A 23,634-nucleotide genomic window follows, 5' to 3' on the forward strand; every position below is an offset into this window, starting at 1 on the left:
GTTCTCCCCACAGTCGTCGCCTGATCATCGACGGGGGGAGCGCGGTGTTACGCGCGCCTGCGCCTAACGGCGCTTCCACTTGCGCCGCAACGCTTCCCGCGTCCGGCGACCGAGGAACAGCGTCGGCACCGACAACGCCGTGCCCACGCCCATCGGGATCCCCCGCTGCCACACCGGCGCACCGAGCGCGACCGGGGTCGCCGAGTCCTGGGCGTCGTAGTCGCTCACGCCACCCCAGCGCGACGGCGGGAGGACGATGAAGCGCGCCTTGCCGATGACGTCGTCGACCGGGACGGTGCCGGGGACGCCGCCCCCGCCCTGGCAGCGGGAGTCGCACGAGTCGTTGCGGTTGTCACCCATCACCCAGAGGCTGCCTTGCGGCACGGTGACCGGCGCGAACGAATCCTGGACCGGGTTGTTCGGATCGGTCCAGTGGATGTAGGGCTCGTCGAGCGCCCTTCCGTCGACGATCACGCGGCCCTGGGGGTCGCAGCACTGCACCGTCTGCCCGCCGACGGCGACGACGCGCTTGACGAAGTCCTGCTCGTCCGGCGGTGCGAAGCCGACGAGCGAACCGATCTCGCGGAACGCCTTCGCGAAGAAGTTGCTCGGCTCCTGCGGAGCGATCTCGTGCTCCGTCCACGGCCCGGGCCCGCGGAACACGATCACGTCACCCGGTGACGGGTCATTGAAGTCGTAGGTGATCCGGTCGACGACCACCCGATCACCGAAGCACCCGGTGCAGCCGTGCAACGTGGTCTCCATCGACTCCGACGGGATCATGAAGACCTTCGCCACGAATTGCTGGATCAGGATCGTGAGCACCAGGGCGATCACGAGCAGGATCGGCAGCTCCTGCCAGAACGGGCGCTTCTTGCGCGGCTTGCGTCCGCGACCGTCCGAACCGGACGACTCGCCCGCACCGCCCTCATCAGGACGTTCGGGGTCACTTTCGGCGGATCCGCGGGTGATGGGGTCGACCACCGCGCCAGGCTACAGACTCCACCGGTGCCAGCGCCGCAGCGCCACTGCTCACGATCGGGGAGTCCGTTCCGGTGGCCGGGAACACGCGGGAGTCGCGCTTTCGCCCGGTGCTCTCGCCCGAGCGGAGCGGCGGGCGCTCAGGTGCGCGAGCCGGACCCTGGCCGGCTGCGCCCGCGCCGTGGGTGATCCTCGGCTCGCCTCGGTGGCTGCGGGTGTGCACGCCCTGCTGCCCAGCGCACTGGCCCGGCGCCGGTGGCGTGGCTGAAGCTGCGGCCGGTCGCCGGCGGCTCGACCCGGCCCCAGCTGCTGTCGACGGCACCCGAGTGGTGTGAAGCACGCGGATGGCTCGGCCGGGCGAGCCGGCGTCATTCGCAGCCGGCGCAAGCCGCAGGGCACTGCGCCGCACTCCCGCGCAACCATCCGGGCTCGTGGCCGCCCGCGATTCGGCGCACCGGTTCGCCGACGGGTGCGCGCGCAAAGGCCTCGACGGAGCCTCGCTCGGCCGCCGCCAGACGGCTTGGCAGGACCCGGACTTGGCGCCGCGTGCGGTGGGTGGCGCCGGCTCGCCGGCAGGTGTGCGTTCGCTTGCCGGCCCGTGCCGCGCGCGGCACGGGCCGAGCAGGTGGCGCTCGCCCAGAGGTCCAGCCGACCCCGCCCGCCACACCCGACGCGCCGCGCGCGCCGGTTGGTGGCTGGCCCGCCCGGACCGCCCGCTGGTGCCCGGCCATCGTGCGCGGCCAGGCGCGGTGCTGACCGGCCGGGCGCTGGTTGGTGGCCGGCCTGCGCGCACCGCCCGCTGGTGCCCGGCGATCGTGCGCGGCCAGGCGCGGTGCTGACCGGCCGGGCGCTGGTTGGTGGTTGGCTTGCCCGGATTGCGCGCTGCGCTCGGCGATCGCGTGCGGCCAGGCGCCGTGCTGACCGGCCGGGCGCTGGTTGGTGGTTGGCTTGCCCGGATTGCGCGCTGCGCTCGGCGATCGCGTGCGGCCAGGCGCGGTGCTTTCCGGCCGCGCGCCGGTTGGTGGCCGGCCTGCCCGGATTGCGCGCTGCGCCCGGCCATCCCGTGCGACTCGGTCCCCGGTACTGACCGGAGCGACCGTGCACCCGTTGTCCGAAAAGGACGGTTCAATGCCCGAACGCTTCCGCCAGCCACCACGCGCCCCCGTCGTCGGCGAGTTTCGCGTCGATCACCAGGGGGGTGTCGCGGGGGCCGTCGAGCCAGTTCGTGACCGGGGCCAGGTCCTCGACGCTCCGGACGGTGATCCCGGTGCAGCCGAAGCCGCGGGCGATCGCCGCGATGTCGGTGTCCGGGAAGCGCACCGCGTCGTGGTCGGCGTCGCCGAAGTGGTGCACTTCGGCGCCGTACGCGGCGTCGTTGTACACGATCACCACCAGGGGAAGGCCGAGCCGCACCGCGGTCTCCAGTTCGGAGATCGCCATGTGGAATCCGCCGTCGCCGGCGGCGAGCACGGGCAGGCGGTCCGGGCGGGCCAGCGCGGCGCCGATCGCCGTCCCCAGCCCGAGGCCGACGCACTGGTAGGCCTGCGTGAAGCAGAACCCGTTCTCGTCCGGCACCGACAGGTACGCGCTCGGGTAGCCCATGAAGTTCCCGGAGTCGACCGACACGATGCGCTGCCGCGGGAGCAGTTCGTCCAGCCGGGCGCTGAGCGTCCGCGCGTCGATGCGCCCGCCGCCGGAGCGGTCGTCGTGGCGCACGTTGTTCCACCGCACCTGAGCCAGCCGCGCGGCGAGCTCCGGGCCGCGGTAGCCGGCGGCGCGGTGGCCGCGTTCCTCCAGCAGCTCCAGCACATCGACGGCGGTCGCGGCGACGTCGCCGACCACGCCGAGGTGCACCGGCCGGTGCGCGCCCAGCGCGGCCTCCTCGCGGTCCACCTGCACGAGCCGCGCCTGCGGGCCGATCAGCTTGCCGTGGCGCGTGGTCCACATGTTCAACGCGCAGCCCCAGCCCACGATCAGGTCGGCCTCCGCGATCAGCTCCGCGGTCAGCGGCGACGAAAAGCCGCCGCTGATCCCGAGCGACCATGGATCGTCGTGGAAGAGGCCGTTGGCCACGGCCGACGTCGCGAGCAGCGCGCCGGTCACGTCGCCCAGCGCCCGCAACGGCGCGGCCTGGCCCCGTGCGCCTCGGCCCGCGATGAACACGGGCCGCCGCGCCCCGGCGAGCAGGCCCGCCAGCTCGTCGGCCACCGCGGTCGCCGGCCGGACCGGCGCGGGACCGGCGAGATCCGGCACCGCGCCGGGGGCCGGCGCGTCCTGCGCCTGCACGTCGAGCGGCAGGCTCAGCACCACCGTCCGGTTCTCCTGGCGCGCCGTGCGGAACGCCCGGACCGTGTCGGCGAACGCCGTGTCGGCCGAGTGGACGCGGGCGGCCGTCGCGCCCACCGCGATGCCGAGCGCGTCCTGGTCGATCCGGAAGTTCGACAGCACAGCCGCGGTCGCCGTGTCCGCGGTGACGACGATCATCGGCGTGCGGCTCTTCGCGGCTTCGGTGATCCCGGTGATCGCGTTGGTCAGCCCGCAGCCCTGGTGCAGGCTGAGCACCGAGACCTGCCCGCTCATCCGTGCGTGCGCGTCGGCCATGCTCGCCGCCCCGCCTTCGTGGCGCGCGGCGACGAACCGGACGCCCGCGGCGCGCAGCGCGTTGGTCACGTCGAAGTTGCCGCTCCCGACCACGCCGAACGCCATGCCGACGCCGAGATCGGCGAGGGTGCGCCCGACCAGCTCCGCGACCTTCACGCGCCACGCTCGACGAGCGCGTACACCCGGGCCGGGCTGCCGGACCCGCCGATGATCGGCAGCGGGCTGATCACCAGCATCGCTCCGGTCGCGGGCAGGCTCGCGAGGTTCTGCAACTGTGTCAGGCCGAACTTGCCCGCGCCGAGCAGCAGCTCGTGGCACGGGAACGCCGGGTCGAGCCCGGGCGCCTGACCGGCGTCGGTGCCGACGGTTTCGACGCCCAGCCCGGCGATCGGCGTCTCCTCGGCCAGCCACCGCGCGCACTCGGGCGAGATGCCGGGGGTGTGCGAACCGGACTCGTCGGCGTTGAGGAACTCCTCCTGGCCGCCGGAGTGCACGTCCCAGCCGCTGCGGTAGAGCAGCCACGCGCCGGCCGGCAGCGCGCCGTGCTCGGACTCCCACTCGCGCACGTCGTCGATCGAGAGCAGGAAGTCGGGGTTGCCCTCGGCTTTCGCCGACGCGTCGAGCACCACTGCGGGCGCGATCAATGTCCGCAGCGGCGCCTGGGAAACGTCCAGACCGTCCTTTCCGGACACCCAGTGCACCGGCGCGTCGAAGTGGGTGCCGGTGTGCTCACCGGTGTGGATGTCGTTCCAGTACCAGCGCGGGCCGCGCTCGTCGTAGCGGCTGATCTCTTCGAGCCGGAACGGGATCGTGTTCGCGAACGGCTCGGGCAGTTGCAGGATCGGGGTCGTGGAGCTCAGCGGTGCGGTGAGGTCGACGACCTCGATCCCACCCCCGGTGATCGCCGCGTTCAGATCGGCCAGCAACGACATGCGTCCTCCAGTGCTCGTCCGGTCAGCCTGGGGGAGACCCTATGCCCGGCAAGGGGTTCCGGGGAACCGCTCAGCCGGCGCGCAGCCCGTAGAACCCGGCGATGTGCCTCGTCACCTCCGCGGCGGCCCGGTCCGGGTCGCCGGTTTCGATCGCGTCGAGGATCCACGTGTGCTCGTCCGCGAGCTGCCGTGCGGTGGCGGGCCAGTCGGCCGTGCGCGCGTAACCGGCGGTCATCTCGTCGCCCACGGCGTCGCCGAGGGAGGCCAGCAGCACGGCGGCGAGGTCGTTGCTGGCCGCGTGGGCGAGCCCGAGGTGGAAGCCGGAGTCCAGCTCGCGGAACTGCCCGCGCGTGATGCCGGGCCGGCCCATCGCCTCGGTGGTCTTCCGCAGCCGGGTGAGGTCGTCCGGACGGACCGAGCGCGCGACCCGGGTGGCTGAAGACCGTTCCAGCTCGATCCGGATCGACATCAGGTCGCCGGTCCCGAACCGCGACAGCGACAGGTGCAGGCGCAGCAGCTTGTGCAGCGCGCCGGCCGGCTCTTCCGCGACGACCGCGGCCGCGGTGGCGTCGGCCGCGGGTTCGAGCACGCCCGCGGCTTCGAGAGCCCGGACGCCTTCGCGCACGCGCCCGGAGCCGACGCCCAGCGCCCGGGCCAGTTCACGCTCGGTGGGCAGCGGGTCGCCCGCGCGCAGGTGGGCGGTGAGGATCCAGTCCTGGATCCCCGTCAGCACCTGGCCCTGTGATCCGAGGTACCGCACGTTGTCCGGTTGGCCCATCGAACGGACCGCCTCCTCGACCCCACTGTCGACGTCACTGCGTACGTTCTGCCTGCCCGATGGTTGGCAGCGTAAGACAGTCGTGGTCAGACCACAATGTGGACTGCTACGGATGGAGCACGTGACAGCGAACCGGCAGGTCCAGTTCGTCGGCCAGTGGCGCGAAGAACGCCTCGACGGCCGGGTCGTCGACCTCGGCGAGCGTGCCCGGCCGCCAGCGCGGCGCGCGGTCCTTGTCGAGGATCGCGGCGCGGATGCCTTCGGCCAGGTCCGGGTGGCGCAGGAATCGGCTGCACAGCCGGTAGTCCTGCCGCAGGCACTGCTCGATCGTCGTCATCTCGCGGGCCGCGCGCACCGCCCGCAGGGTCACCTTCAAGGCCGTGGGCGCCGCGGCGGTGATCGCGGCGACGGTCTCGCGCGGACCCGGTTCGTCCATCGCCTCGAGGCGGTACAGCACGTCTTCGACGGACGGCGCGTCGCCGTACGCGCGGTCGATCCAGCACCGCGCAGCGGCCAGGGGCGCCGGGCCGGGATCTTCGGCGTACTTCGTCACCGTGGCTTCGATCGGCGCGCCCGCGGCGAGGTCGCCGACGAGCGCGGGCAACCGGTCCGACGGGACGTGGTGATCGGCGAGTCCACAGTGGAGCGCGTCCGCCGCGTCGGCCCGCCCGGCCGTGAGCGCGAGGTGCAGGCCGAGTTCACCGGGCGCGCGGCCGAGCAGCAGCGCACCGCCGACGTCCGGTGCGAGCCCGATCGCGACCTCCGGCATCGCGAGCACCGAGCGCTCGGTGACCACCCGGACGGGCGCGTGGCCGCCGATGCCGAGCCCGCCGCCCATCGTGATGCCGTCCATGAGCGCGACGACCGGTTTCGGGTAGCGGGCGAGCCGAGCGTCGAGCCGGTACTCCTCGCGCCACAGCGTCAGTGCGATCGCGGGGTCGCCGACCGCCGACGAGTGGACGACGCCGATGTCGCCGCCGGCGCAGAACGCGCGCTCGCCCGCGCCGTCGAGCACGACGGCGGTCACGGCGGGATCGTCCTCCCACGCGTCGAGCGCGGCGAGCAGCGCGCGGATCATGGCCAGGTCCAGCGCGTTGAGCGCGTCGGGCCGGTTCACCGTCAGCCGGCCGATCGAGCCCTGCACGCGGGCCAAGACGGTCGTCACGCCGGTCAAGTTAGCCACCGCATCCGCCTTTCGTGCAGCCGGGTGGTCCGGGTTCCAGGGTTGCACATCTTGGCCCACCACTTCTATGGTCAGACCACATGAAAGGACGACCAGCGGAGCGGAGAGTGGACACGGTGGGTGACAGCGGCGGTGAACCGATCCGGGTGATGCTGGCCAAGATCGGGCTCGACGGGCACGACCGGGGCGTGAAGGTCGTCGCGCGGACGCTGCGCGACGCGGGCATGGAGGTGATCTACACCGGCCTGCACCGCAGCCCCGAGCAGGTGCTCGAAGCGGCCGTGCAGGAAGACGTCGACGTGCTCGGCGTCAGCCTGCTCTCGGGCGCGCACATGCCGATCTTCACGCGCATCTTCGAGCTGATCGACGCGATGCCCGACCGGCCGCGGTTCGCGATCGTCGCGGGCGGCGTGATGCCGGACGAGGACGAGGAAGCGCTCAAGAAGATGGGCGTCGCCGACGTGCTCGGCCAGGACACCACCCCGGAGACGATCGTCGACCGCGTGCGCGAACTGGCCGCCGTGGCGGGTGAGGCCTGATGGACCCGAGGAAGTCGATGGAGCCGGCGAACGCGGTGAGCCCCATGGAACAGTGGAGCTGGCCGCCGCGCTATGACGAGACCTACCGCCCGCCGTCGGGCCAGGCGTACTGGTTCCCGCGCCGCGAAACCATGCCGGCCGGGGAACGGGACGAGGCGATCCTCGTCCGGATCCGCGAGGTCATGGCCTACGCGTGGGACCACGCGCCGTTCTACCGGCGCAAGTGGGAAGAGGCGGGCATCCACCCGTCGGCCATCCGCGATCTGTCCGACTTCGAGAAGGTCCCGGTGGTGCGCAAGGAAGAGCTGCGCGCCGACCAGGCCGCCCACGAACCGTTCGGCAGCTACCTCGCGGTGGAGCCGGGCGAGGTCAAGCACGTCAACGGCACGTCCGGCACCACCGGGCGCCCCACCGCGTTCGGCATCAGCGAGCGCGACTGGCGCAGCGTCGCCAACGCCCACGCCCGCGTGATGTGGGGGATGGGCATCCGCGAAACCGACACGGTGCTCGTCGCATCGCCGCTGAGCCTCTACTGGGGTTCCTGGGGTGCCTACATCGGCGCGGAACGGCTCGGCGCCCGCGTCTTCCCGTTCGGCGCCGGAACACCGGGGCAGACGGCGCGCACGGTGATGTGGATGAAGCAGATGGGCGTCACCGTCTTCTACGGCACCCCGTCCTACGCGCTGCACCTGGCGGAAGTCGCCGCCGACGAGGGGGTCGACCCCGCGGATTTGGGGCTGCGCAAGCTGTTCTTCTCCGGCGAACCCGGCGCGAGCGTGCCGAGCATCCGCGGCCGGATCGAGGAGGCCTTCGGCGCCGAGGTCTACGACTCGGGCAGCATGGCCGAGGTCAGCCCGTGGATGCACCTGGGCGCGGCCAACCACGAGCCGGGCGTGTTCGCGTGGCAGGACCTCGTCTACACCGAGGTGTGCGACCCGGTCGACCACCACCGCGTGGACTGGGGCCGCGAAGGCACACCGGTCTACACCACGCTCGAACGCACCAGCCAGCCGATGATCCGGTTGCTGTCCAACGACCTCACGCGCTGGGAAGCCCCGTCGGCCGACCGCGGCCGCACCTACCCGTTCCTGCCACAGGGCATCTACGGGCGCATCGACGACATGTTCACCGTGCGCGGCGAAAATGTGTACCCGAGCGCGATCGACGACGTCGTGATGGCCGCCGAGGGCTACGGCGGTGAGCACCGCATCGTGATCAGCCGCAAGTCCACGATGGACAGCCTCGCCGTGCAGGTCGAGCACCGCGGCGTTGCCGAAGCCGGCCTGGACGGCTGGGCCAGGGCGATCGAGGACAAGCTGCGCAAGGCGCTGGGCGTCGGCGCGCACGTGGTACCCGTGGAGTACAAGACCTTCGATCGCACGGAGTTCAAGGCCCGGCGGGTGATCGACGACCGCGACCTGCTGCGCCGCCTCGGAAGTGGGTCGTGAAGACGCCGGCCGACGTGGTGCACCGCGTGCTCGCAGGGGAGCACGCGGCCATCGCGCGGATGCTGACCTTCGTGGAGCGGCGCACCGCGGGCGTCGACGAGGCGCTCGCCGAACTGCACGGCAAGGCGGGCAACGCCCACGTGCTCGGGCTGACCGGGCCACCCGGCAGCGGCAAGAGCACGCTCGTGACGGCGCTGACCGAGTACTACCGCGAGCAGGGCCGCACCGTGGGCGTCCTGGCGGTGGACCCGTCCAGCGTGTTCAGCGGTGGCGCGATCCTCGGCGACCGGATCCGCATGACCGGCCTCGCGGGGGACGAGGGTGTGTTCATCCGCTCCATCGCCACCCGGGGTGCGCTCGGCGGGCTGTCACGCGCGGCGCTCGACGCGATCACCGTGCTGGACGCCGCGGGCAAGGACGTGGTGGTGCTGGAAACCGTCGGTGTCGGGCAGGCCGAGGTGGACGTGATCAGCGCGGCCCAGACGGTGGCCGTGGTCAGCGTGCCCGGCATGGGCGACGACGTGCAGGCGATCAAGGCCGGGCTGCTGGAGATCGCCGACGTGCACGTGGTGAACAAGGCCGACCGCGACGGTGCCGCCAAGACCGTGGCCGAGCTGCGCGACATGCTCCGGCTCGCGCACCGCAAACCGCACCAGTGGAACGTGCCGATCCAGCAGACCGTCGCGGCCACCGGGCAGGGCGTGCCCGAACTCGCCGAGCAGTTCGCCGCGCACCTGCGGTGGATGACCGAGCACGGCGAACGCGAGCGGCGGGCCCGGCGCACCAGCGCCACCCGCATCCGCTGGGTCGCCGAGCAGCTCGTGCTCGACGGCCTGCGTCCCGGAGTCCCCGCCTTCGACCGCGCGGTCGACGACGTCGCCGCCCGGCGCGAGGACCCGCTGTCGGCCGCGCGCCGCCTGGTGGGGTGCCCGGGCACGGCCGGGACTTCGGCTGCGACTTCGACGACCGATGAGGAGGAACTGTGGTGAACGAGCACGACCCGGTCCCGGATGAACGAGCACTGGCGACCAAGGCGCTCGTCGACGCGGTCACGCGGGAACTCAGCGACTGGGAGGGTGACGAGCTCGCCGGGTTCATCCGGCGCCAGCCCGAATCGCGTGACGTCTACCGCTCGGGCAGCGGGATGGAGGTCGAGCGCGTCTACACGCCGGCCGACCTGCCGGCCGACTGGCACGACATCGGCCTGCCCGGCCGCTACCCCTACACCCGCGGGCCGTACCCGACGATGTACCGCGGCCGCATCTGGACGATGCGCCAGATCGCTGGCTTCGGGCAGGCGGAGGAGACGAACAAGCGCTTCCAGTACCTCATCGCCCAGGGCCAGACCGGTCTGTCGGTCGACTTCGACATGCCGACGCTGATGGGCCTCGACAGCGACGACCCGATGAGCCTCGGCGAGGTCGGGCGCGAGGGCGTCGCGATCGACACGCTGCCCGACATGGAGGCGCTGTTCGACGGCATCGACCTCGAGCAGATCAGCGTGTCGATGACGATCAACCCGTCGGCGTGGATCCTGCTCGCCATGTACGTCGCCGTGGCCGAGGAGCGCGGCTACGACCTGAACAAGCTCTCGGGGACGATCCAGAACGACATCCTCAAGGAGTACGTGGCGCAGAAGGAGTGGGTGTTCCCGGTCCGGCCGAGCATGCGGATCGTGCGCGACACCATCGTCTACTGCAGCGAGCGCATGGCGCGCTACAACCCCGTGAACATCTCCGGCTACCACATCAGCGAAGCCGGGGCGAACGCGCTGCAGGAGATCGCGTTCACGATGGCGATCACCAAGGCTTACGTGGAGGATGTCGTCGCGACCGGCGTCGACGTGGACCAGTTCGCGTCGCGGCTGTCGTTCTTCTTCGTCAGCCAGGCGGATCTGTTCGAAGAGGTCGCGAAGTTCCGCGCGGTGCGGCGGTTCTACGCGAAGATGATGAAGGAGACCTTCGGCGCGCAGAACCCGCAGTCGATGCGGCTGCGGTTCCACGCGCAGACGGCGGCGGCCACGCTCACGAAACCGCAGCCGCTCAACAACATCATCCGCACCGCGCTGCAGGCCCTGTCGGCTGTGCTCGGCGGCGCGCAGTCCTTGCACACCAACGGGCTCGACGAGGCGTACACGATCCCGAGCGAGCAGGCGATGAAGGTCGCGCTGCGCACCCAGCAGATCATCGCCGACGAAACCGGCGTGACGAGCGTGATCGACCCGCTCGGCGGCTCGTTCTACGTCGAGAACCTCACCGACCGCCTCGAAGCGGGGATCCACGACTACTTCGCGAAGATCGAGGAGCTCGGCGGCGTGGTCGCGGCGATCGAGCAGGGGTTCTTCCAGCGCGAGATCTCCGACACCGCCTACGCGTTCGCGCGTCGCAAGGCGAGCGGCGACCGGCCCGTGATCGGCGTGAACAAGTACGTCGACGAGGGCCAGGGCGAGAAGATCGAAACGCACAAGCTCGACCCGGAATCCGAGGCCCGGCAGCTCGCACGGCTCAAGCAGGTGCGCGCCGACCGGGACCCCGACCGGGCGAAGGCGGCGATGGAGCAACTGCTCGCCGTGGCGGCCGATCCGTCGGCCAACCTGATGCCGGCGACGGTCGAGGCCGTCAAGGCGCACCTTTCCATGGGAGAGATCACGGGCGCGCTGCGTGATGTCTTCGGGTCCTACACCGAAACCCCGGTGTTCTAGGCCCACTGCAGTTCCTGGAGTCCCTGCCCTTCTCTCAACGACGAGAGTTCCCGGAGGTGACCTGTGTACCAGCAGGTTCCCGCGCCACTCGGTGGCAGCCTCGGCTGGTCCGCCCTCGTGTCCGCCCTGCCCCTGCTCGTGCTGTTCGTGCTGCTGGGCGTGTTCCGCGTCCGCGCCTGGCTGGCCTCGCTCATCGCGCTGGCGCTGTCCATCGTGGGTGCGATCGCGGTGTACGGCATGCCGGCGGGACCGGCGTTCGACTCCGCGCTCGAAGGCGCGGCGTTCGGCCTGTTCCCCGCGCTGTGGATCGTGCTCAACTCCCTGTGGATCTACCAGATGACGAAGGTGTCCGGGCACTTCGACGTGCTGCGGCGCACCTTCGCGAAGATCAGTGACGACCAGCGCGTGCAGGGGGTGATCATCGCCTTTTCGTTCGGTGCGCTGCTGGAGGCGCTCGCCGGGTTCGGGGCGCCGGTCGCGATCTGTTCGGTGATGCTCGTGGCGGTCGGGCTGAAACCGCTGAAGGCGGCCACGGTCGCGCTCATCGCCAACACCGCGCCCGTCGCGTACGGCGCCGTGGCGCTGCCCGTGATCACGCTCGCCAAGGTGACCGGCCTGCCACTGCACGACCTCGCGGCCATGACCGGCCGGCAGGTGCCGATCCTCGCGCTGATCGTGCCGCTGGTGCTCGTGATCGTGCTGGACGGGCGGCGCGGGCTGCGGCAGGCGTGGCCCGCGGCGATCGTGTGCGGCGTGAGCTTCGCGGTCGTGCAGTACCTGATGGCGAACTTCGGCCCGGTGCAGCTGACAGACATCGCGGCGTCGCTGGTGTCCGCGGCGGCCGTGCTCGTGCTGCTGCGGTTCTGGAAGCCGAAGCCGGCGGACGCGCCGGACCGGGCACCCGGCGATGGCGGCACGGCGCCCGTACCGAGCGGGCCCGGCTCCGGCGGCGGCGCGGTCACCGCGGCCGCGGCGACGACGGCGGTGCGGGAGCGGACCGTCGTGGACTCGCGGGCCGACCAGGTTCGCTCGTTCGCGCCATACGCGACGATCATCGTGCTGTTCTCGGTGGCCGCGATCCCGGTGGTGGCCGCGGCACTCGCGTCGACGACGAAGACGTTCAGCCGGCCCGGCCTGCACATCGTGACGGCCGAGGGTAAACCGCTGAGCCTGGTGTCGTACAAGTTCGACTGGCTCGCCGACAGCGGCACGGTGCTGTTCATCGCCGGGGTCGTGTCGGCGTTCCTGCTCAAGGTGCCGCTGCGGGAGGCGGTGCGTGCGTACGGGCAGACGGTCGTGCAGCTGCGCACGGCCGGGCTCACGGTGATGGCGGTGCTCGCGCTCGCCTACGTGATGAACATGTCCGGGCAGACGGCCACGCTCGGGCTGTTCCTCGCCGGTGCCGGTGGACTGTTCGCGCTGCTGTCGCCGCTGCTCGGCTGGTTCGGCACCGCGGTGACGGGTTCGGACACGTCGTCGAACTCGCTCTTCGGCGCTTTGCAGGTCGCGGCCGCGCACGGCGCGCAGCTGCAGCCGGTGCTGATGGCGGCGGCGAACAGCAGCGGCGGCGTCCTCGGGAAGATGATCAGCCCGCAGAACCTCGCGATCGGCGCCAGCGCGGTGGGGCTGGCCGGCAAGGAGGGCCTGCTGTTCCGGCGGGTGCTCGCCGCTTCGGCGGTGTTCGTGCCGCTGATGTGCATCCTCGTGTTCCTGCAGTCCACCCCGGTGCTGTCGTGGATGGTGCCGTGAACCGGGCGGTGGCGAGCGACGCCGTGGAGGAGGCCAACTCCGCGATCGGCGCGGCCGTCTCCACGTGCTCGCTGCCGGCCGCCGACGAAGCGGTGCTGCTGGAGGTGCAGTACGAGCTGATCGAGCTCGCCGAGGCCCTCGCCGCGGGAATGCCGGTGCCGCAGCTGCCGCGGCTGTGGCGAGCCGCGCGGGACCACGGCGGTGTCGTGGTCCCGCGCGGGTTCGCGGTACTGGGTGGGCTCAGCGCCGCGGCCGGGCTGCTGAAACTCGCGCGGGCGGTGCTGCGCCGGGCCGCGCGGGAGGCGCCGGACGACGCTGCGGCCGTCCTCGACCGGGTGAGTGAGGTCCTGCTGGCCTTCGCGTTCCGCGCGGAGGAGCACGAACGGTCGCTCGGGTTCGTCGGGTCCTGTGCCGACTAGTGTGGTCATACCAACAAAGAGGTCATATTGACACTACCGGCGAGCTCCGATTACCTTGAGTGAGCACTACGCGGTGAAGAGGAACTCCGGTGAGATTCCGGGCCGGTCGCGCCACTGTGATCGGACCCCGCCCGGCGGGGTCCGCAGGCAGACCCTCTCGCCGCGTCCATCCTTGAGCGGGTCGCACGAACCCGAGGAGGAGCGTGACCATCATGGGGATGTCGAGGGACCCGTCATGACGTCCGAGGCGGCCTGGGAGCCGGTCCGCCGAGTGCGGATGCACGAACAGGTGCTGGCGCAGATCGAGGAGAAGATCCTCGACGGGAGCCTGCGCGCGGGGGAGAAGCTGCCCAGCGAACGGGAACTCGTGAGCGCGCTCGGCGTGAGCCGCACCAGCGTCCGCGAAGCCCTGCGCGCCCTCGAGGCGATGGGGATCATCGAGGCCCGCACGGGTTCGGGCGCCGACGCCGGGTCGGTCGTCACCGCGCGCTCCACCCCGGCGCTGACCAATCTGCTGCGGCTGCACCTCGCGCTCGCCCGCATCAGCCTGGCCGACTTGGTCGAGACGCGCGTTCAGCTGGAGCGCAACGCGGCCCGCGGCGCCGCGGCGAGCCGCACGCCCGAGGACGTGGCCAGGCTGACGGGGCTCGTCGACGGCATGCGCGCGGCGGACCAGGAATACCAGCAGTTCAACGCGCTGGACACCGAATTCCACGTGAGCATCGCCCGCATCTCGGGCAACGCGCTGGCCACCGACCTGATGCAGGCGCTGCGCGGCGCCGTCGAGTCGGAGATGGCGGCGGCGTTCGCGCGGCTGCCCGACTGGCGCGCCGTCGCGGGCGACCTGGTGACGGAGCACGAGGCGATCCTGCGCGCCATCGAGGCCGGCGACGGGGATCGCGCGGCCGACCTCGTGGCCGACCACATCACCCGCTTCTACCAGGACCGCGTGCTCAACCCCTGAGGCCCGTCGGCATCCGGCGCGGTCGACGTCGCAGGTCATCGCCGGCATTCGCTTCACACTGCCGCGCTGTGGGGTATCGGCTAGACTCATCTGCCTCCTTTTCACGAGAGGGAGGAGTCGGTGATGAGCGACTTCCTCACTTCACAGCACAGCAGGCGGGACGTGTTGCGCGCGGCAGCCGCCATCACACTGGGTTCGGTGGCGCTGGGCGCCTGCGCCTCCGAGGAGGACAACGGCGGGAACACCGGTGGCCAGGCCCCGAAGGAAATCTTCAGTGAACCGTCCACAAAGCTCTCCGGTGATCTGAAAATCCTTCTCTGGAGCCACTTCGTCCCGAACCACGACGTGTGGTTCGATCGGTTCGCGCGCGACTGGGGCTCCCGGGTCGGCGTCAACGTGACCGTCGACCACATCGACCAGGCGCAGATCCCCACCCGGATCGCGGCCGAAATCCAGGCGCGCCAGGGCCACGACCTCATCCAGTACATCGCGACGCTCTCGCAGTTCGAGCCGAGTGTGCTCGACCAGCGGGACCTGGTCAGCGAAGCGACCCGGCGCTGGGGCAAGCAGCTGCCGCTGTGCGAGAAGTCGAGCCTCAACCCCGCCACTGGCAAGTTCTACGCGTATTCGCCGGGCTGGGTACCCGACCCGGGCAACTACCGCAAGTCGCTGTGGGAACCCGTCGGCCTGCCGAACGGCCCGGCCACGTGGGACGAGCTGCTGACGGGCGCGGCGCAGATCAAGAACAGCAAGGGAATCCCGCTCGGCCTCGGCATGTCCCAGGAAATCGACTCCAACATGGTGCTGCGAGCGCTGATGTGGTCCTACGGCGCCTCCGAGCAGGACGCGAACGAGCGGGTCACGATCAACTCGCCGCGGACGATCGCGGCCGTGGAGTACATGACGAAACTTTACGGGCAGGCCATGACGCCCGAGATCTTCTCCTGGAACGCGGCGAGCAACAACCAGGGGCTCGTCGCCGGCAAGCTGTCCTACATCGTCAACTCGATCTCCGCCTGGCGGACCGCGGCCTCGACGAACCCGAGCGTCGCCGACGACACCTTCTTCGTCCCGGCGTTGCGCGGGCCGGCGACCGCGCTGGCCGCGCAGCACGTGCTGTACAACTGGATCATCCCGCAGCACGCCACCGCGGTGCCCGCGGCGAAGGAGTTCCTCCTCCACTACACCGCCAACTTCGCCTCGGCGAGCTACCAGTCGAAGCTGTACGACTTCTCCGCGTGGTCCGCACTGACCCCCGAGGCGCCGAACTGGCTCGCGAACGACCCGTTCGGCTCCCGGCCGGCCGACAAGCTGAAGCTTCTCGCCGACGCCGTCCCGTGGAGTGCCAACATCGGCTACCCGGGCCCGGCCAGCACGGCCATCGGCGAGGTGTTCAGCACCTTCGTCATCCCCAACATGTTCGCCCGGGCGGTACGCGGAGAAGCCACCCCGCAGCAATCTGTCGCCGAGGCGGAGAGGCAGATCAACGCGATCTTCACCAAGTGGCGTGCCGCCGGGCTCGTCGGCGGCTGAGCACGATGGCGGTCGTCGAGGTTCGCGACCTGGTCAAGCAATTCGACGGTGCGCACGGGCCCGCCATCGACCAGGTCAGTCTGGCCGCTGCGGCCGGGGAGTACTTGGTGCTGCTCGGCCCGTCGGGCTGCGGCAAGACGACCCTGCTGCGGACCATCGCCGGGCTGGAACGGCCGACCAGCGGCGACGTGCTGATCGACGGGCACGTGGTGACCGGACTGCCACCCCGGGCGCGCCAGATCGCGATGGTGTTCCAGAGTTATGCCCTCTACCCGCACAAGACGGTGCTGGCCAACATCGTGTTCCCGCTCCGGGCCGTGGGCATGGCCAAGGAGGAACGCGAGGACAAGGCCCGCTGGGCGGCCGAGCTCCTGGGCCTCGACCCGTTGCTGCACCGGAAGCCGCGGCAGCTCTCCGGTGGCGAACGCCAGCGCGTGGCACTGGCCCGGGCACTGGTGCGCGATCCCCAGGTGTTCCTCCTCGACGAGCCGTTGTCGAATCTGGACGCCAAGTTGCGGGCCAGCGCACGGGACGAGCTGAAGCGGTTCCAGCAGGACGTGGGAACCACGACGATCTACGTGACTCACGACCAGGCCGAGGCGATGGGGCTGGGCGACCGGATCGCCGTGCTCAACGCCGGCCAGGTGCGCCAAGCCGGGCCTCCGGTGGAGGTCTACGACGATCCGGCCGACACTTTCGTGGCGACCTTCATCGGCTCGCCACCGATGAACCTGATCCCGCACGACGGCAAGCTGGTCGGGTTCCGCCCGGAGCACCTGCTGCCGGTCGAGAACGTCCCGGCCGGCGAGCGGGTCACGATGCCGCTGGCCGTGGAGCGGCTCGAGTACCTCTCCGGCGACCGGCACGTGTACGGCACGGTGTCCCGGATCGGTGAGCCCACCAGGGTGGTCGCCCGGCTACCGGCCACAGTGGACACCGCGATCGTGGTGGGCGAGACACACGAGTTCGCCGTGCCCGGCGCGCGCTTGCGGTTCTTCGACTCCGCCAGCGGGCAACGCGCCGAGCCGGTCCGCGTGGACGGTGGGTGAGATGGCCACGACTACCGACACGGTCACCAGCCCCGCGACCGCCCCGGCGCGGCGCCGCCTGGCGGACCGCGACGGCCTGCTGGCGTGGGGTTTCCTGCTGCCCAGCATCGTCTACATCGTTGCGCTGGTGGGCGTTCCGTTCGTGCTCGCCATCGCGTTCGCGTTCTCGGACGTGACGGCCGGGGACCCCTCCTTCGATTTCGTCGGCCTGCGCAACTTCTCGCGGGTCTTCCACGATCCCGTGTTCTGGCGGGCCCTGGGCAACACGTTCGTGTTCACCCTGATCTCGATGGTCCTGATCGTGGTGCTGGGCAAGGTGCTCGCCAACATCCTCATCGCGGACTTCCGCGGCAAATGGGTGGTCCGGTTCCTCGTCCTGCTGGCGTGGACGACGCCGGTGGCCCTGTCGTCGATCTCGTGGCTCTGGCTGCTGGATTCCATCTACTCGCCGATCGACTGGATGCTGCGGCAGTTCGGCGCGCTCGGTCCGGCGGAGAACGTGTACTGGCTCGGCCGGCCGGGCCTGGCGATGGCCTCGGTGATCGCGGTCCACGTCTGGCGGCTGACGCCGCTGGCCGCGGTGATCATGATGGCCGGGTTGATGGCCATCCCCAAGGACATCGACGAGGCCGCGCGGGTCGACGGGGCGGGGTACTGGCGGCGGATGTTCGAGATCACGATCCCGCTGGTGCTCCCGGTGGCGGCGGTCGCCGCGCTGTTCGGCGCGATCTTCACGTTCACCGACATGGCCGTGGTCCGCGTGCTCACCCGGGGCGGCCCGAACGACGCCACCCAGGTGCTCGCCAGCTGGGCGTTCTACCGCGGCATCGACGGCGGCGACGTCGCCCAGGGCGCCGTCATCGCGCTGTTCCTGTTCCCGTTGCTGCTCGCCGCGGCGGTGCTCATCCTGCGCGCGGTGCGCCGGATCGAGGTGCGATGACCACCGCCGAGGAGGCCGGCCGGCTGCGGCAGCGGTACGCCAGGCGGCACGTGCTCGCCCGGGTGGGCCTGTACCTGGCGGCGATCGTGGCTGCGCTGAGCTGCGCGGCGCCCTTCCTGTGGAGCCTGATCACGGCGTTCAAGCAGAACCGCGATCTGTACAACCCGCAGAACAACCCCTTCGTGTTCAACCGGCCGCCCACCGCGGACCACGTCACCTACCTGTTCACCGACACCGAGTTCCTGACCTTCGTGGCGAACACCCTGCTCGTCGGGATCCTGGTCGTGCTGATCACGCTCGTGCTCGGCCTGCCGGCCGCCTACGCGCTGGCCCGGCTGGACCGGCCGTGGTCCGGGGCGATGGCGATCGGCATCTTCCTCGTCTACCTCGTGCCCCCGAGCCTGTTGTTCCTCGCGCTGACGCGGATCGTGGTGGCGGTCGGGCTGCAGGACTCGACGTGGTCGCTGGTCCTGATCTACCCCACGATCACCATTCCGGTCTCGGTCTGGCTGCTCATGGGATTCCTCAAGAACATCCCGAAGGACATCGAAGAGCAGGCCATGGTCGACGGATACAGCCGGGTGGGCGCGTTCGTGCGGGCCGTCCTGCCCCTCGCGTACCCCGGCATCGTCGCGGTGGTCGTGTTCGCGTTCACCCTGACCGCGAGCGAGTTCATCTACGCGCTCGCCTTCGTCGCGCCGACGGACCAGATGCCGGTGAGCACCGGCGTCCCGACCCAGCTGGTGCGCGGTGACGTGTTCTTCTGGCAATCGTTGCAGGCCGCGACCGTGCTGGTGGCCGTGCCGATCGCTCTGGTGTTCACCTGGTTCCTCGACCGGTTCGTCGCCGGGTTCACGATGGGCGCGGTCAAGGAGTGACGCGCGGTGCGGTTTCCGGCCCGGATCGGCTTCGAGGCCGCGGACCGGCGTCGGGAACCCGGCTGGGTCGGGGCTTCGAGGTCGGCGGCGCCTAGGCTGGGCGTCGGAGATCACCGACCCGGGGAGTGGGGAAGACATGGCTGACGAAGCCACCGCGCTGGCTGCCTTCGGCTACGAACTGGGCGTGCTCAAGCGCGTCCGCCGCACGGGGTGGTGGCAGGCCGGCGTGCGCGACCCGGAATCGGTGGCCGAGCACAGCGTGCGGGCCGCGCAGCTCGCCGCCGTGCTGGCCGCCGAGGAAGGCGCGTCGCCCGAACGGGCGGCGTTCCTCGCGTTGTGGCACGACACGCAGGAGACCCGCACGGGTGACCTGCCGCATTCGGCGCAGCCGTACCTCGTGAAACCGGATCCGGGCAAGATCACCGCTGATCAAACGGCCGCGCTGCCCGCGCGTTCGGGTTCGGCCGTGCGGTCTGCCGTGGCCGAATACGAAGGCCGGTCCACGGTGGAAGCCCGCTGCGCGAAGGACGCCGACAAGCTCGAAATGCTGCTGCAGGCGCTGGAGTACCGAGCGGTGGGGGTGTCCACAGTGGAGGAATGGATTTCGTCGGCGCGAGCGGGCTTGGTCACGGACACGGCGCGCCGCGTGGCCGAAGCCGCGGTGGCGTTGTCACCGCTGGCTTGGCGCACCCTCTGAGTAGCACGATGGTTGGAAGATCGCCGACCGGGGAATGCTCCCAGTGAGAGACGGGAGGCAAGGCGATGAAGTGGAGGATCACAGCGCTCGCGGCGGGCGCGGCGGCGGCCGCGGCCACCATCGGCTTCGCGGGTGAGGCGAGCGCGGCCACGGCACCGTGCAGCGCCGCGGCGAAAGCCTGCGTCCAGCTGCACACCGGCACGGCCTGGCTGGTGGACCACGGTTCCGTGCTCCGCGGCGGCGTCCCCATCACGGCGGGCAAACCGGCCTTTCCGACGCCGAGTGGCACGTTCCGCGTGCAGTACAAGGACATCGACCACTACAGCAAGCAGTTCAACGGCCCCATGCCGTACTCGGTCTTCTTCACGACCACCGGCGTCGCGTTCCACCAGGGCAGCCTGAAAGTGCAGTCGCACGGCTGCGTCCACCTCTCCCACGCCGACGCGGTGGCGTTCTACAACTCCCTTCACCCGGGCGACGTGGTGGAAGTGGTGAAGTAGGGAGTTGCCGGGCTGCGGGGCGGACGGTCTCGCAGCCCGGGGTCGTTCACGGGTCTGAAACCCTGCCGCTGGCCTGGCGTTTGGGGTTGCCGCACTGCGGCGAAGCAAATCGCGTGCTCGTCTCGCGGGTTCCGCTTACTGTGTCCAGTCAAGTTGCCGGTTGTCCATAGGGGTCGTATCCATCCGCAGGATTGAGCCGGCTTGGCAGTTACCAAGCGGTTTTGTCGGTGGGGGCCGATGGAAATGGACGGGGAAGCCCCTTGGGTGGGCGGTTTCTCGCGGTCTTTGTGACACTGTTGATCGTGCCGGTATCGGGTGGTTGTGTCCTGCGTTCGGCGGGGCTGTCCCAGCCGAGGGTCGTCCGAGGGCGGTCATTGAGCGCGGCCGCGACCGCGTCCAGGTGCTCAGCGGTGTGGCCGGCGAGATCGGTGTCCTGGGGAAAGTACTGGCGGCCCGTTGGTGTTCTCGTGGATCCGCGTTGCCACGGCGCGTGCGGGTCGCAGAAGTAGCCTGCCTGCTGGTGGCCGTTGCCGTTGCCGTGGCCGTGCAGGTGCTTCTCACTGCCCTGGCCACGGCTCAACGATCGCCGCGACTGTTCAGGCGTGTCGCGATCTTCGCGATCCGAGCATCACCGACCAGTGTCGGGGTGTAGCCGTGGGGCAGGTGCAGCAGCCTCACATACCGGGCGCTGCGTTCGACCAGGGTGGCGATCGCGCTCCCGTGGAGTGCGCTCATGATCAGGTTGCCTTCCCCGTGCCCGCGCACCGCCCGGTCTGCGACCTGCGGTGCCCGGTCGCTCGAGATCCCCGGGAGCTGCCCCGGCGCCTTGACTCGCCGGGGGCCCTGAAACCGACGGCGCGAGCAGTCGGAGCCGCGTGGTGGTGGGGAAGCCGAACCGCCTTGGTCGTGGTGGGGTTCGATGCGCGGCGCCTGGGATCGTGCTCGCGGTGCTGACGTTTGCGTTGCGGCGCGCGGAAACCATGGTCGACGACGCGGTCACGGCGCGGGTGCCGGGCATCGTCGTGGCATACCCGTAGCAGGTGTGTCTTGGTAACCGAGGGCAAGCGAGATTGCCCTCGGCCGGTAATCCTTTGGGCACCGGTGGTATGTCACTCGGGCCGGCAGGGCCGCCGCTGGTCTGAACCTCCGCCGCCGGTTCCTGGCAGGATGGCCGGGTGGCGGCGAAGCAGGGTGAGCGGCCCGCGCTGGGGCGGGAGTTCGCGAAAGTCTGGGCGGCGTCCTCGGTGTCCGTGCTGGGCGACGGGGTGCGGGTGGCGGTGCTGCCGCTGCTCGCGGCGACCGTGGCGCCGACGCCGGGGGCCGTGAGCGCGGTCGCGGTGGCCGGGTCGGTGCCGTGGGTGCTGTTCTCGCTGTTCGGCGGGGCGCTGGCGGACCGGCACGACCGGCGGAGGCTCATGTGGCGCACGGACGCCGCCCGAGCAGCGCTGGTCGCGGCGGTGGCGGCGTGGGTGTTCGTGAGCCCGCCTCCGGTGTGGGTGCTCGCCGCGCTGACGTTCGTGGTGGGGTGCGCGGAGACCGTGTTCGACAACGCCGCCACGGCGTTGCTGCCGGACGTTGTGGCGGGCGAGGGACTCGACGCGGCGAACGGGCGGCTGCAGGGCAGCCAGGTGGTCGGGCTGCAGCTCCTCGGGCCGCCGCTGGGGGCGGCGCTCTTCGCGGCCGCCGCCGGGGCGCCGCTGGTGGTGGACGCGGTGTCGTTCGCGCTCGCGGCGCTGCTGGTGCGGTCCGTGCGTGCCGGACCCGGCGCGCTCCGTCCGCGCACGACGTCGATGCGCGCGGACATCGCCGAAGGCGGGCGGTGGTTGTGGGGCCACCACGGATTGCGCCTGCTCGCCTGCGAACTCGCCGTGGCCGCGCTGGCGGTGCAGCTCGCGACGTCCGTGCTGGTCCTGCTCGTCGTGCAGACGCTGCGTGCGCCGGAGTTCGGCTACGGGCTCGTGCTCGCGGCGGGCGCGGTCGGTGGGCTGGTGGGGTCGGTCGCGGCGGGACCGCTGAAGGCCCGGCTCGGGCTCGGCGCCCGGATCGCCGTGGCGATCACCGCGATCGGCGTCGCGCTGGTCGTGGCCGGCTTGGCGAAGTCGGTGGTGCTCGTCGCCGCGATGTACGCCTTGGGCAGCTTCGGCATCGTCGTCTGGAACGTGCAGGCGGTGTCGGTGCGCCAGCGGCTCGTCCCGCGTGAGCTGCGCGGCCGCGTGAGCAGCGCGTACCGACTGATCGGCTGGGGTGGGATCCCGGTCGGCGCCGCGCTGGGCGGCGTGCTCGGGACAGCGGCGGGGGTCCGCGCGCCGATCGTCGCCGGCGGCTGCCTGGCGCTCGCGTCGCTGGTGCTGGTCCCGCGGCTCGCGAAGCTGGTCCGGGCCTAGGCTGGCCGCATGGACCTCGCCGTGCGCTACGGGCCCGAGCCCGATCACCTCGCCGACGTCGTGTTTCCGCCGAACCTCGCCGCCCCGCTCGTCCTCGCGCTGCACGGCGGCTCGTGGCTTGCCGACATCGACCGCACCTACCTCGACCCGGTGGTGCGCGCCCTGACGCGGCACGGGTTCGCCGTCGCGAACGTCGAGTACCGCCGCGTCGGAGGTGGCGGCGGCTGGCCCGCGACCTTCGACGACGTCGCCCTCGCCGTGGCCACCCTGCCGCGGCTGATCGACGCGGAGCGGCCCGGCCGCGTGGACGTCGCGCGAACGGTGGTGCTGGGCCATTCCGCCGGCGGCACCCTGGCGCTGTGGGCCGCGCACGGCGTCGCCGCGCTCGCGGGTGTCGTCGCGCTGGCCCCCGTAGCCGACCTGGCGGACGCGTCGCGGCGGGAGCCCGGCGGCACCGTCGCGGCGCTGCTCGGCGGCGGCCCCGAAGACGTCCCGGAGCGCTACGCCGCCGCCGACCCGGCAGCGCTCGGCCGGCCGGACGTGCCGGTGGTGGTGCTGCACGGCGATCGTGATACGGCCCTTCCGGTGGAGCTGTCACGCGCGTACGCCGGGAACACCGGCGCGGAACTGCTCGTCGCCCCCGGGGCCGGGCACTTCGACGTGGTGGCGCCGGACGGCCCCGCGTGGACGTCCCTCGTGGACACCCTCACGAAACTGTCCACTGTGGAACGCGGCTGATCCGGTGGAGTGCCCGTTGCCCGCCATCGGGTTCGTGCGCACCGCACGCACGGAGCTCGAACGCACGCCGGTGCAGGCCGGCGCCAACGGAGCAGATCCTGCGGGACCTCGGGCTCAGCGGGCCGGACTGACCTGCAGCAGCTTCGGGGACATCGCGAACCCGTGCCGCTCGTACGCGGGCACGGCCCGCGCCGACGAGTGCACGGTGACGCGCTCCAGCCCCAGCTCGGCGGCCAGGCGCAGGAGCGCGTCGATGAGCCGGCCGCCGAGCCCGTCGCGGCGGCCCTCCGGCACGACGTAGACGCACTGGAGATCCCCGGAGGACCGCGCGACGGCCGCGGGCGTCGGCGCTCGCGGCGTGATCGCCAGGAAGCCCATCCCGAGCACCGTGCCGGTGCGGACCGCGACCAGGCACCGGTGCGTCGCGGTGTTGTCGTGGGCCCACGCGGCGAAGGCATCGACGAAACCGGCGCGTTCTTCTTCCGGGAGCCCGTCGCGCTCGGCCACCCATCGCCACCGCAACCCGGCGACGGCTTCGAGTTCGACCGGACGGGCGGGGCGGATCTCGACGTCGTCCATGGATCCATCGTGGCCCAGCCGAGGGTAAAGGAACCTTTACT

General features: G+C 71.4%; 22 protein-coding genes and 1 riboswitch. Of the genes, 15 read left to right on the forward strand and 7 right to left on the reverse strand.

Annotated elements, in window-relative coordinates; all coding sequences use genetic code 11:
* Positions 1–63: 63 nt before the first annotated feature.
* From lepB to I6J71_RS19795, 5 genes are all read right to left on the reverse strand, one after another.
* Positions 64–984, reverse strand: a complete 921-nt coding sequence (gene lepB / locus I6J71_RS19775; protein ID WP_204096057.1) for a signal peptidase I — start codon at positions 982–984, stop codon at positions 64–66.
* Positions 985–2,106: 1,122 nt separating this feature from the next.
* Entirely contained in the window at positions 2,107–3,738 is a 1,632-nt protein-coding gene (locus tag I6J71_RS19780) for a thiamine pyrophosphate-binding protein (RefSeq protein ID WP_204096058.1), read from the reverse strand.
* Complete coding sequence (locus tag I6J71_RS19785; protein ID WP_204096059.1) at positions 3,735–4,514, reverse strand: cyclase family protein; 780 nt, start codon at positions 4,512–4,514, stop codon at positions 3,735–3,737. The genes I6J71_RS19780 and I6J71_RS19785 overlap by 4 nt, the downstream gene beginning before the upstream one ends.
* Before the next feature lie 70 nt (positions 4,515–4,584).
* On the reverse strand, positions 4,585–5,292 hold the full coding sequence (locus tag I6J71_RS19790; protein WP_204096060.1) for a FadR/GntR family transcriptional regulator: 708 nt from the start codon (positions 5,290–5,292) through the stop codon (positions 4,585–4,587).
* Positions 5,293–5,398: 106 nt separating this feature from the next.
* A complete protein-coding gene (locus I6J71_RS19795; RefSeq protein ID WP_204096061.1) occupies positions 5,399–6,457 on the reverse strand; it encodes an enoyl-CoA hydratase/isomerase family protein in 1,059 nt (352 codons plus the stop codon).
* Between the two features lie 125 nt (positions 6,458–6,582).
* Here I6J71_RS19795 and I6J71_RS19800 point away from each other — a divergent pair, with 125 nt between their 5' ends.
* The 13 genes from I6J71_RS19800 to I6J71_RS19860 all read left to right on the forward strand — a co-directional run bounded on the left by I6J71_RS19800 (position 6,583) and on the right by I6J71_RS19860 (position 19,892).
* The gene (locus tag I6J71_RS19800; protein WP_239155057.1) at positions 6,583–7,014 is read left to right on the forward strand and encodes a cobalamin B12-binding domain-containing protein; all 432 of its coding nucleotides are present in this window, start codon (positions 6,583–6,585) and stop codon (positions 7,012–7,014) included.
* Entirely contained in the window at positions 7,014–8,462 is a 1,449-nt protein-coding gene (locus I6J71_RS19805) for a phenylacetate--CoA ligase family protein (protein ID WP_239155059.1), read from the forward strand. Before I6J71_RS19800 ends, I6J71_RS19805 begins: the two co-directional genes overlap by 1 nt.
* Complete coding sequence (meaB, locus tag I6J71_RS19810) at positions 8,459–9,451, forward strand: methylmalonyl Co-A mutase-associated GTPase MeaB (protein ID WP_239155061.1); 993 nt, start codon at positions 8,459–8,461, stop codon at positions 9,449–9,451. The genes I6J71_RS19805 and meaB overlap by 4 nt, the downstream gene beginning before the upstream one ends.
* Complete coding sequence (locus I6J71_RS19815; RefSeq protein WP_239155063.1) at positions 9,448–11,163, forward strand: methylmalonyl-CoA mutase family protein; 1,716 nt, start codon at positions 9,448–9,450, stop codon at positions 11,161–11,163. The genes meaB and I6J71_RS19815 overlap by 4 nt, the downstream gene beginning before the upstream one ends.
* Positions 11,164–11,226: 63 nt before the next feature.
* The gene (locus I6J71_RS19820; RefSeq protein ID WP_204096063.1) at positions 11,227–12,912 is read left to right on the forward strand and encodes an L-lactate permease; all 1,686 of its coding nucleotides are present in this window, start codon (positions 11,227–11,229) and stop codon (positions 12,910–12,912) included.
* Entirely contained in the window at positions 12,909–13,331 is a 423-nt protein-coding gene (locus I6J71_RS19825; RefSeq protein ID WP_204096064.1) for a hypothetical protein, read from the forward strand. The genes I6J71_RS19820 and I6J71_RS19825 overlap by 4 nt, the downstream gene beginning before the upstream one ends.
* A 24-nt stretch (positions 13,332–13,355) precedes the next feature.
* Positions 13,356–13,507, forward strand: a riboswitch (cobalamin riboswitch).
* 59 nt (positions 13,508–13,566) lie between these two features.
* Complete coding sequence (locus tag I6J71_RS19830) at positions 13,567–14,295, forward strand: FadR/GntR family transcriptional regulator (protein WP_204096065.1); 729 nt, start codon at positions 13,567–13,569, stop codon at positions 14,293–14,295.
* 123 nt (positions 14,296–14,418) lie between these two features.
* Positions 14,419–15,828 carry an ABC transporter substrate-binding protein gene (locus I6J71_RS19835; protein WP_204096066.1) on the forward strand — a complete coding sequence of 470 codons (1,410 nt, stop codon included), beginning with the start codon at positions 14,419–14,421 and terminating at the stop codon, positions 15,826–15,828.
* 5 nt (positions 15,829–15,833) lie between these two features.
* Complete coding sequence (locus tag I6J71_RS19840) at positions 15,834–16,877, forward strand: ABC transporter ATP-binding protein (protein ID WP_204096067.1); 1,044 nt, start codon at positions 15,834–15,836, stop codon at positions 16,875–16,877.
* A gap of 1 nt (position 16,878) precedes the next feature.
* Positions 16,879–17,817 (forward strand): carbohydrate ABC transporter permease, encoded by a 939-nt coding sequence (locus I6J71_RS19845; protein ID WP_204096068.1) that lies wholly within the window; start codon positions 16,879–16,881, stop codon positions 17,815–17,817.
* Positions 17,814–18,695: a carbohydrate ABC transporter permease gene (locus I6J71_RS19850; protein ID WP_204096069.1), complete on the forward strand. Its 882-nt coding sequence runs from the start codon at positions 17,814–17,816 to the stop codon at positions 18,693–18,695. The genes I6J71_RS19845 and I6J71_RS19850 overlap by 4 nt, the downstream gene beginning before the upstream one ends.
* 136 nt (positions 18,696–18,831) lie before the next feature.
* Positions 18,832–19,392, forward strand: a complete 561-nt coding sequence (locus tag I6J71_RS19855; protein WP_204096070.1) for an HD family hydrolase — start codon at positions 18,832–18,834, stop codon at positions 19,390–19,392.
* A 65-nt stretch (positions 19,393–19,457) separates the two neighbouring features.
* On the forward strand, positions 19,458–19,892 hold the full coding sequence (locus I6J71_RS19860; RefSeq protein WP_204096071.1) for a L,D-transpeptidase: 435 nt from the start codon (positions 19,458–19,460) through the stop codon (positions 19,890–19,892).
* Between the two features lie 576 nt (positions 19,893–20,468).
* Here I6J71_RS19860 and I6J71_RS19865 read toward each other — a convergent pair.
* A complete protein-coding gene (locus I6J71_RS19865) occupies positions 20,469–20,627 on the reverse strand; it encodes a hypothetical protein (RefSeq protein ID WP_204096072.1) in 159 nt (52 codons plus the stop codon).
* 440 nt (positions 20,628–21,067) lie between these two features.
* On the opposite strand from I6J71_RS19865, the gene I6J71_RS19870 reads away from it, so the two are divergent.
* Together I6J71_RS19870 and I6J71_RS19875 are read left to right on the forward strand one after the other, a co-directional pair.
* A complete protein-coding gene (locus I6J71_RS19870; protein ID WP_204096073.1) occupies positions 21,068–22,276 on the forward strand; it encodes an MFS transporter in 1,209 nt (402 codons plus the stop codon).
* A 9-nt stretch (positions 22,277–22,285) separates the two neighbouring features.
* Positions 22,286–23,014 (forward strand): S9 family peptidase, encoded by a 729-nt coding sequence (locus tag I6J71_RS19875; RefSeq protein WP_204096074.1) that lies wholly within the window; start codon positions 22,286–22,288, stop codon positions 23,012–23,014.
* Positions 23,015–23,128: 114 nt separating this feature from the next.
* On the opposite strand, the gene I6J71_RS19880 is transcribed toward I6J71_RS19875, so the two are convergent.
* Positions 23,129–23,593 carry a GNAT family N-acetyltransferase gene (locus tag I6J71_RS19880; RefSeq protein WP_204096075.1) on the reverse strand — a complete coding sequence of 155 codons (465 nt, stop codon included), beginning with the start codon at positions 23,591–23,593 and terminating at the stop codon, positions 23,129–23,131.
* Positions 23,594–23,634 lie beyond the last annotated feature (41 nt).

Source organism: Amycolatopsis sp. FDAARGOS 1241 (assembly GCF_016889705.1).
Classification (GTDB): domain Bacteria; phylum Actinomycetota; class Actinomycetes; order Mycobacteriales; family Pseudonocardiaceae; genus Amycolatopsis.

Excerpts from the sequence above, each read along its gene's own strand:
- I6J71_RS19785 (WP_204096059.1), bottom strand. The coding sequence starts at position 4,514 with ATGTCGTTGCTGGCCGATCTGAACGCGGCGATCACCGGGGGTGGGATC.
- I6J71_RS19790 (WP_204096060.1), bottom strand. The coding sequence starts at position 5,292 with ATGGGCCAACCGGACAACGTGCGGTACCTCGGATCACAGGGCCAGGTG.
- I6J71_RS19805 (WP_239155059.1), top strand. The coding sequence starts at position 7,014 with ATGGACCCGAGGAAGTCGATGGAGCCGGCGAACGCGGTGAGCCCCATG.
- I6J71_RS19830 (WP_204096065.1), top strand. The coding sequence starts at position 13,567 with ATGACGTCCGAGGCGGCCTGGGAGCCGGTCCGCCGAGTGCGGATGCAC.
- I6J71_RS19835 (WP_204096066.1), top strand. The coding sequence starts at position 14,419 with ATGAGCGACTTCCTCACTTCACAGCACAGCAGGCGGGACGTGTTGCGC.
- I6J71_RS19840 (WP_204096067.1), top strand. The coding sequence starts at position 15,834 with ATGGCGGTCGTCGAGGTTCGCGACCTGGTCAAGCAATTCGACGGTGCG.
- I6J71_RS19845 (WP_204096068.1), top strand. The coding sequence starts at position 16,879 with ATGGCCACGACTACCGACACGGTCACCAGCCCCGCGACCGCCCCGGCG.
- I6J71_RS19850 (WP_204096069.1), top strand. The coding sequence starts at position 17,814 with ATGACCACCGCCGAGGAGGCCGGCCGGCTGCGGCAGCGGTACGCCAGG.
- I6J71_RS19855 (WP_204096070.1), top strand. The coding sequence starts at position 18,832 with ATGGCTGACGAAGCCACCGCGCTGGCTGCCTTCGGCTACGAACTGGGC.
- I6J71_RS19860 (WP_204096071.1), top strand. The coding sequence starts at position 19,458 with ATGAAGTGGAGGATCACAGCGCTCGCGGCGGGCGCGGCGGCGGCCGCG.
- I6J71_RS19865 (WP_204096072.1), bottom strand. The coding sequence starts at position 20,627 with ATGAGCGCACTCCACGGGAGCGCGATCGCCACCCTGGTCGAACGCAGC.
- I6J71_RS19875 (WP_204096074.1), top strand. The coding sequence starts at position 22,286 with ATGGACCTCGCCGTGCGCTACGGGCCCGAGCCCGATCACCTCGCCGAC.
- I6J71_RS19880 (WP_204096075.1), bottom strand. The coding sequence starts at position 23,593 with ATGGACGACGTCGAGATCCGCCCCGCCCGTCCGGTCGAACTCGAAGCC.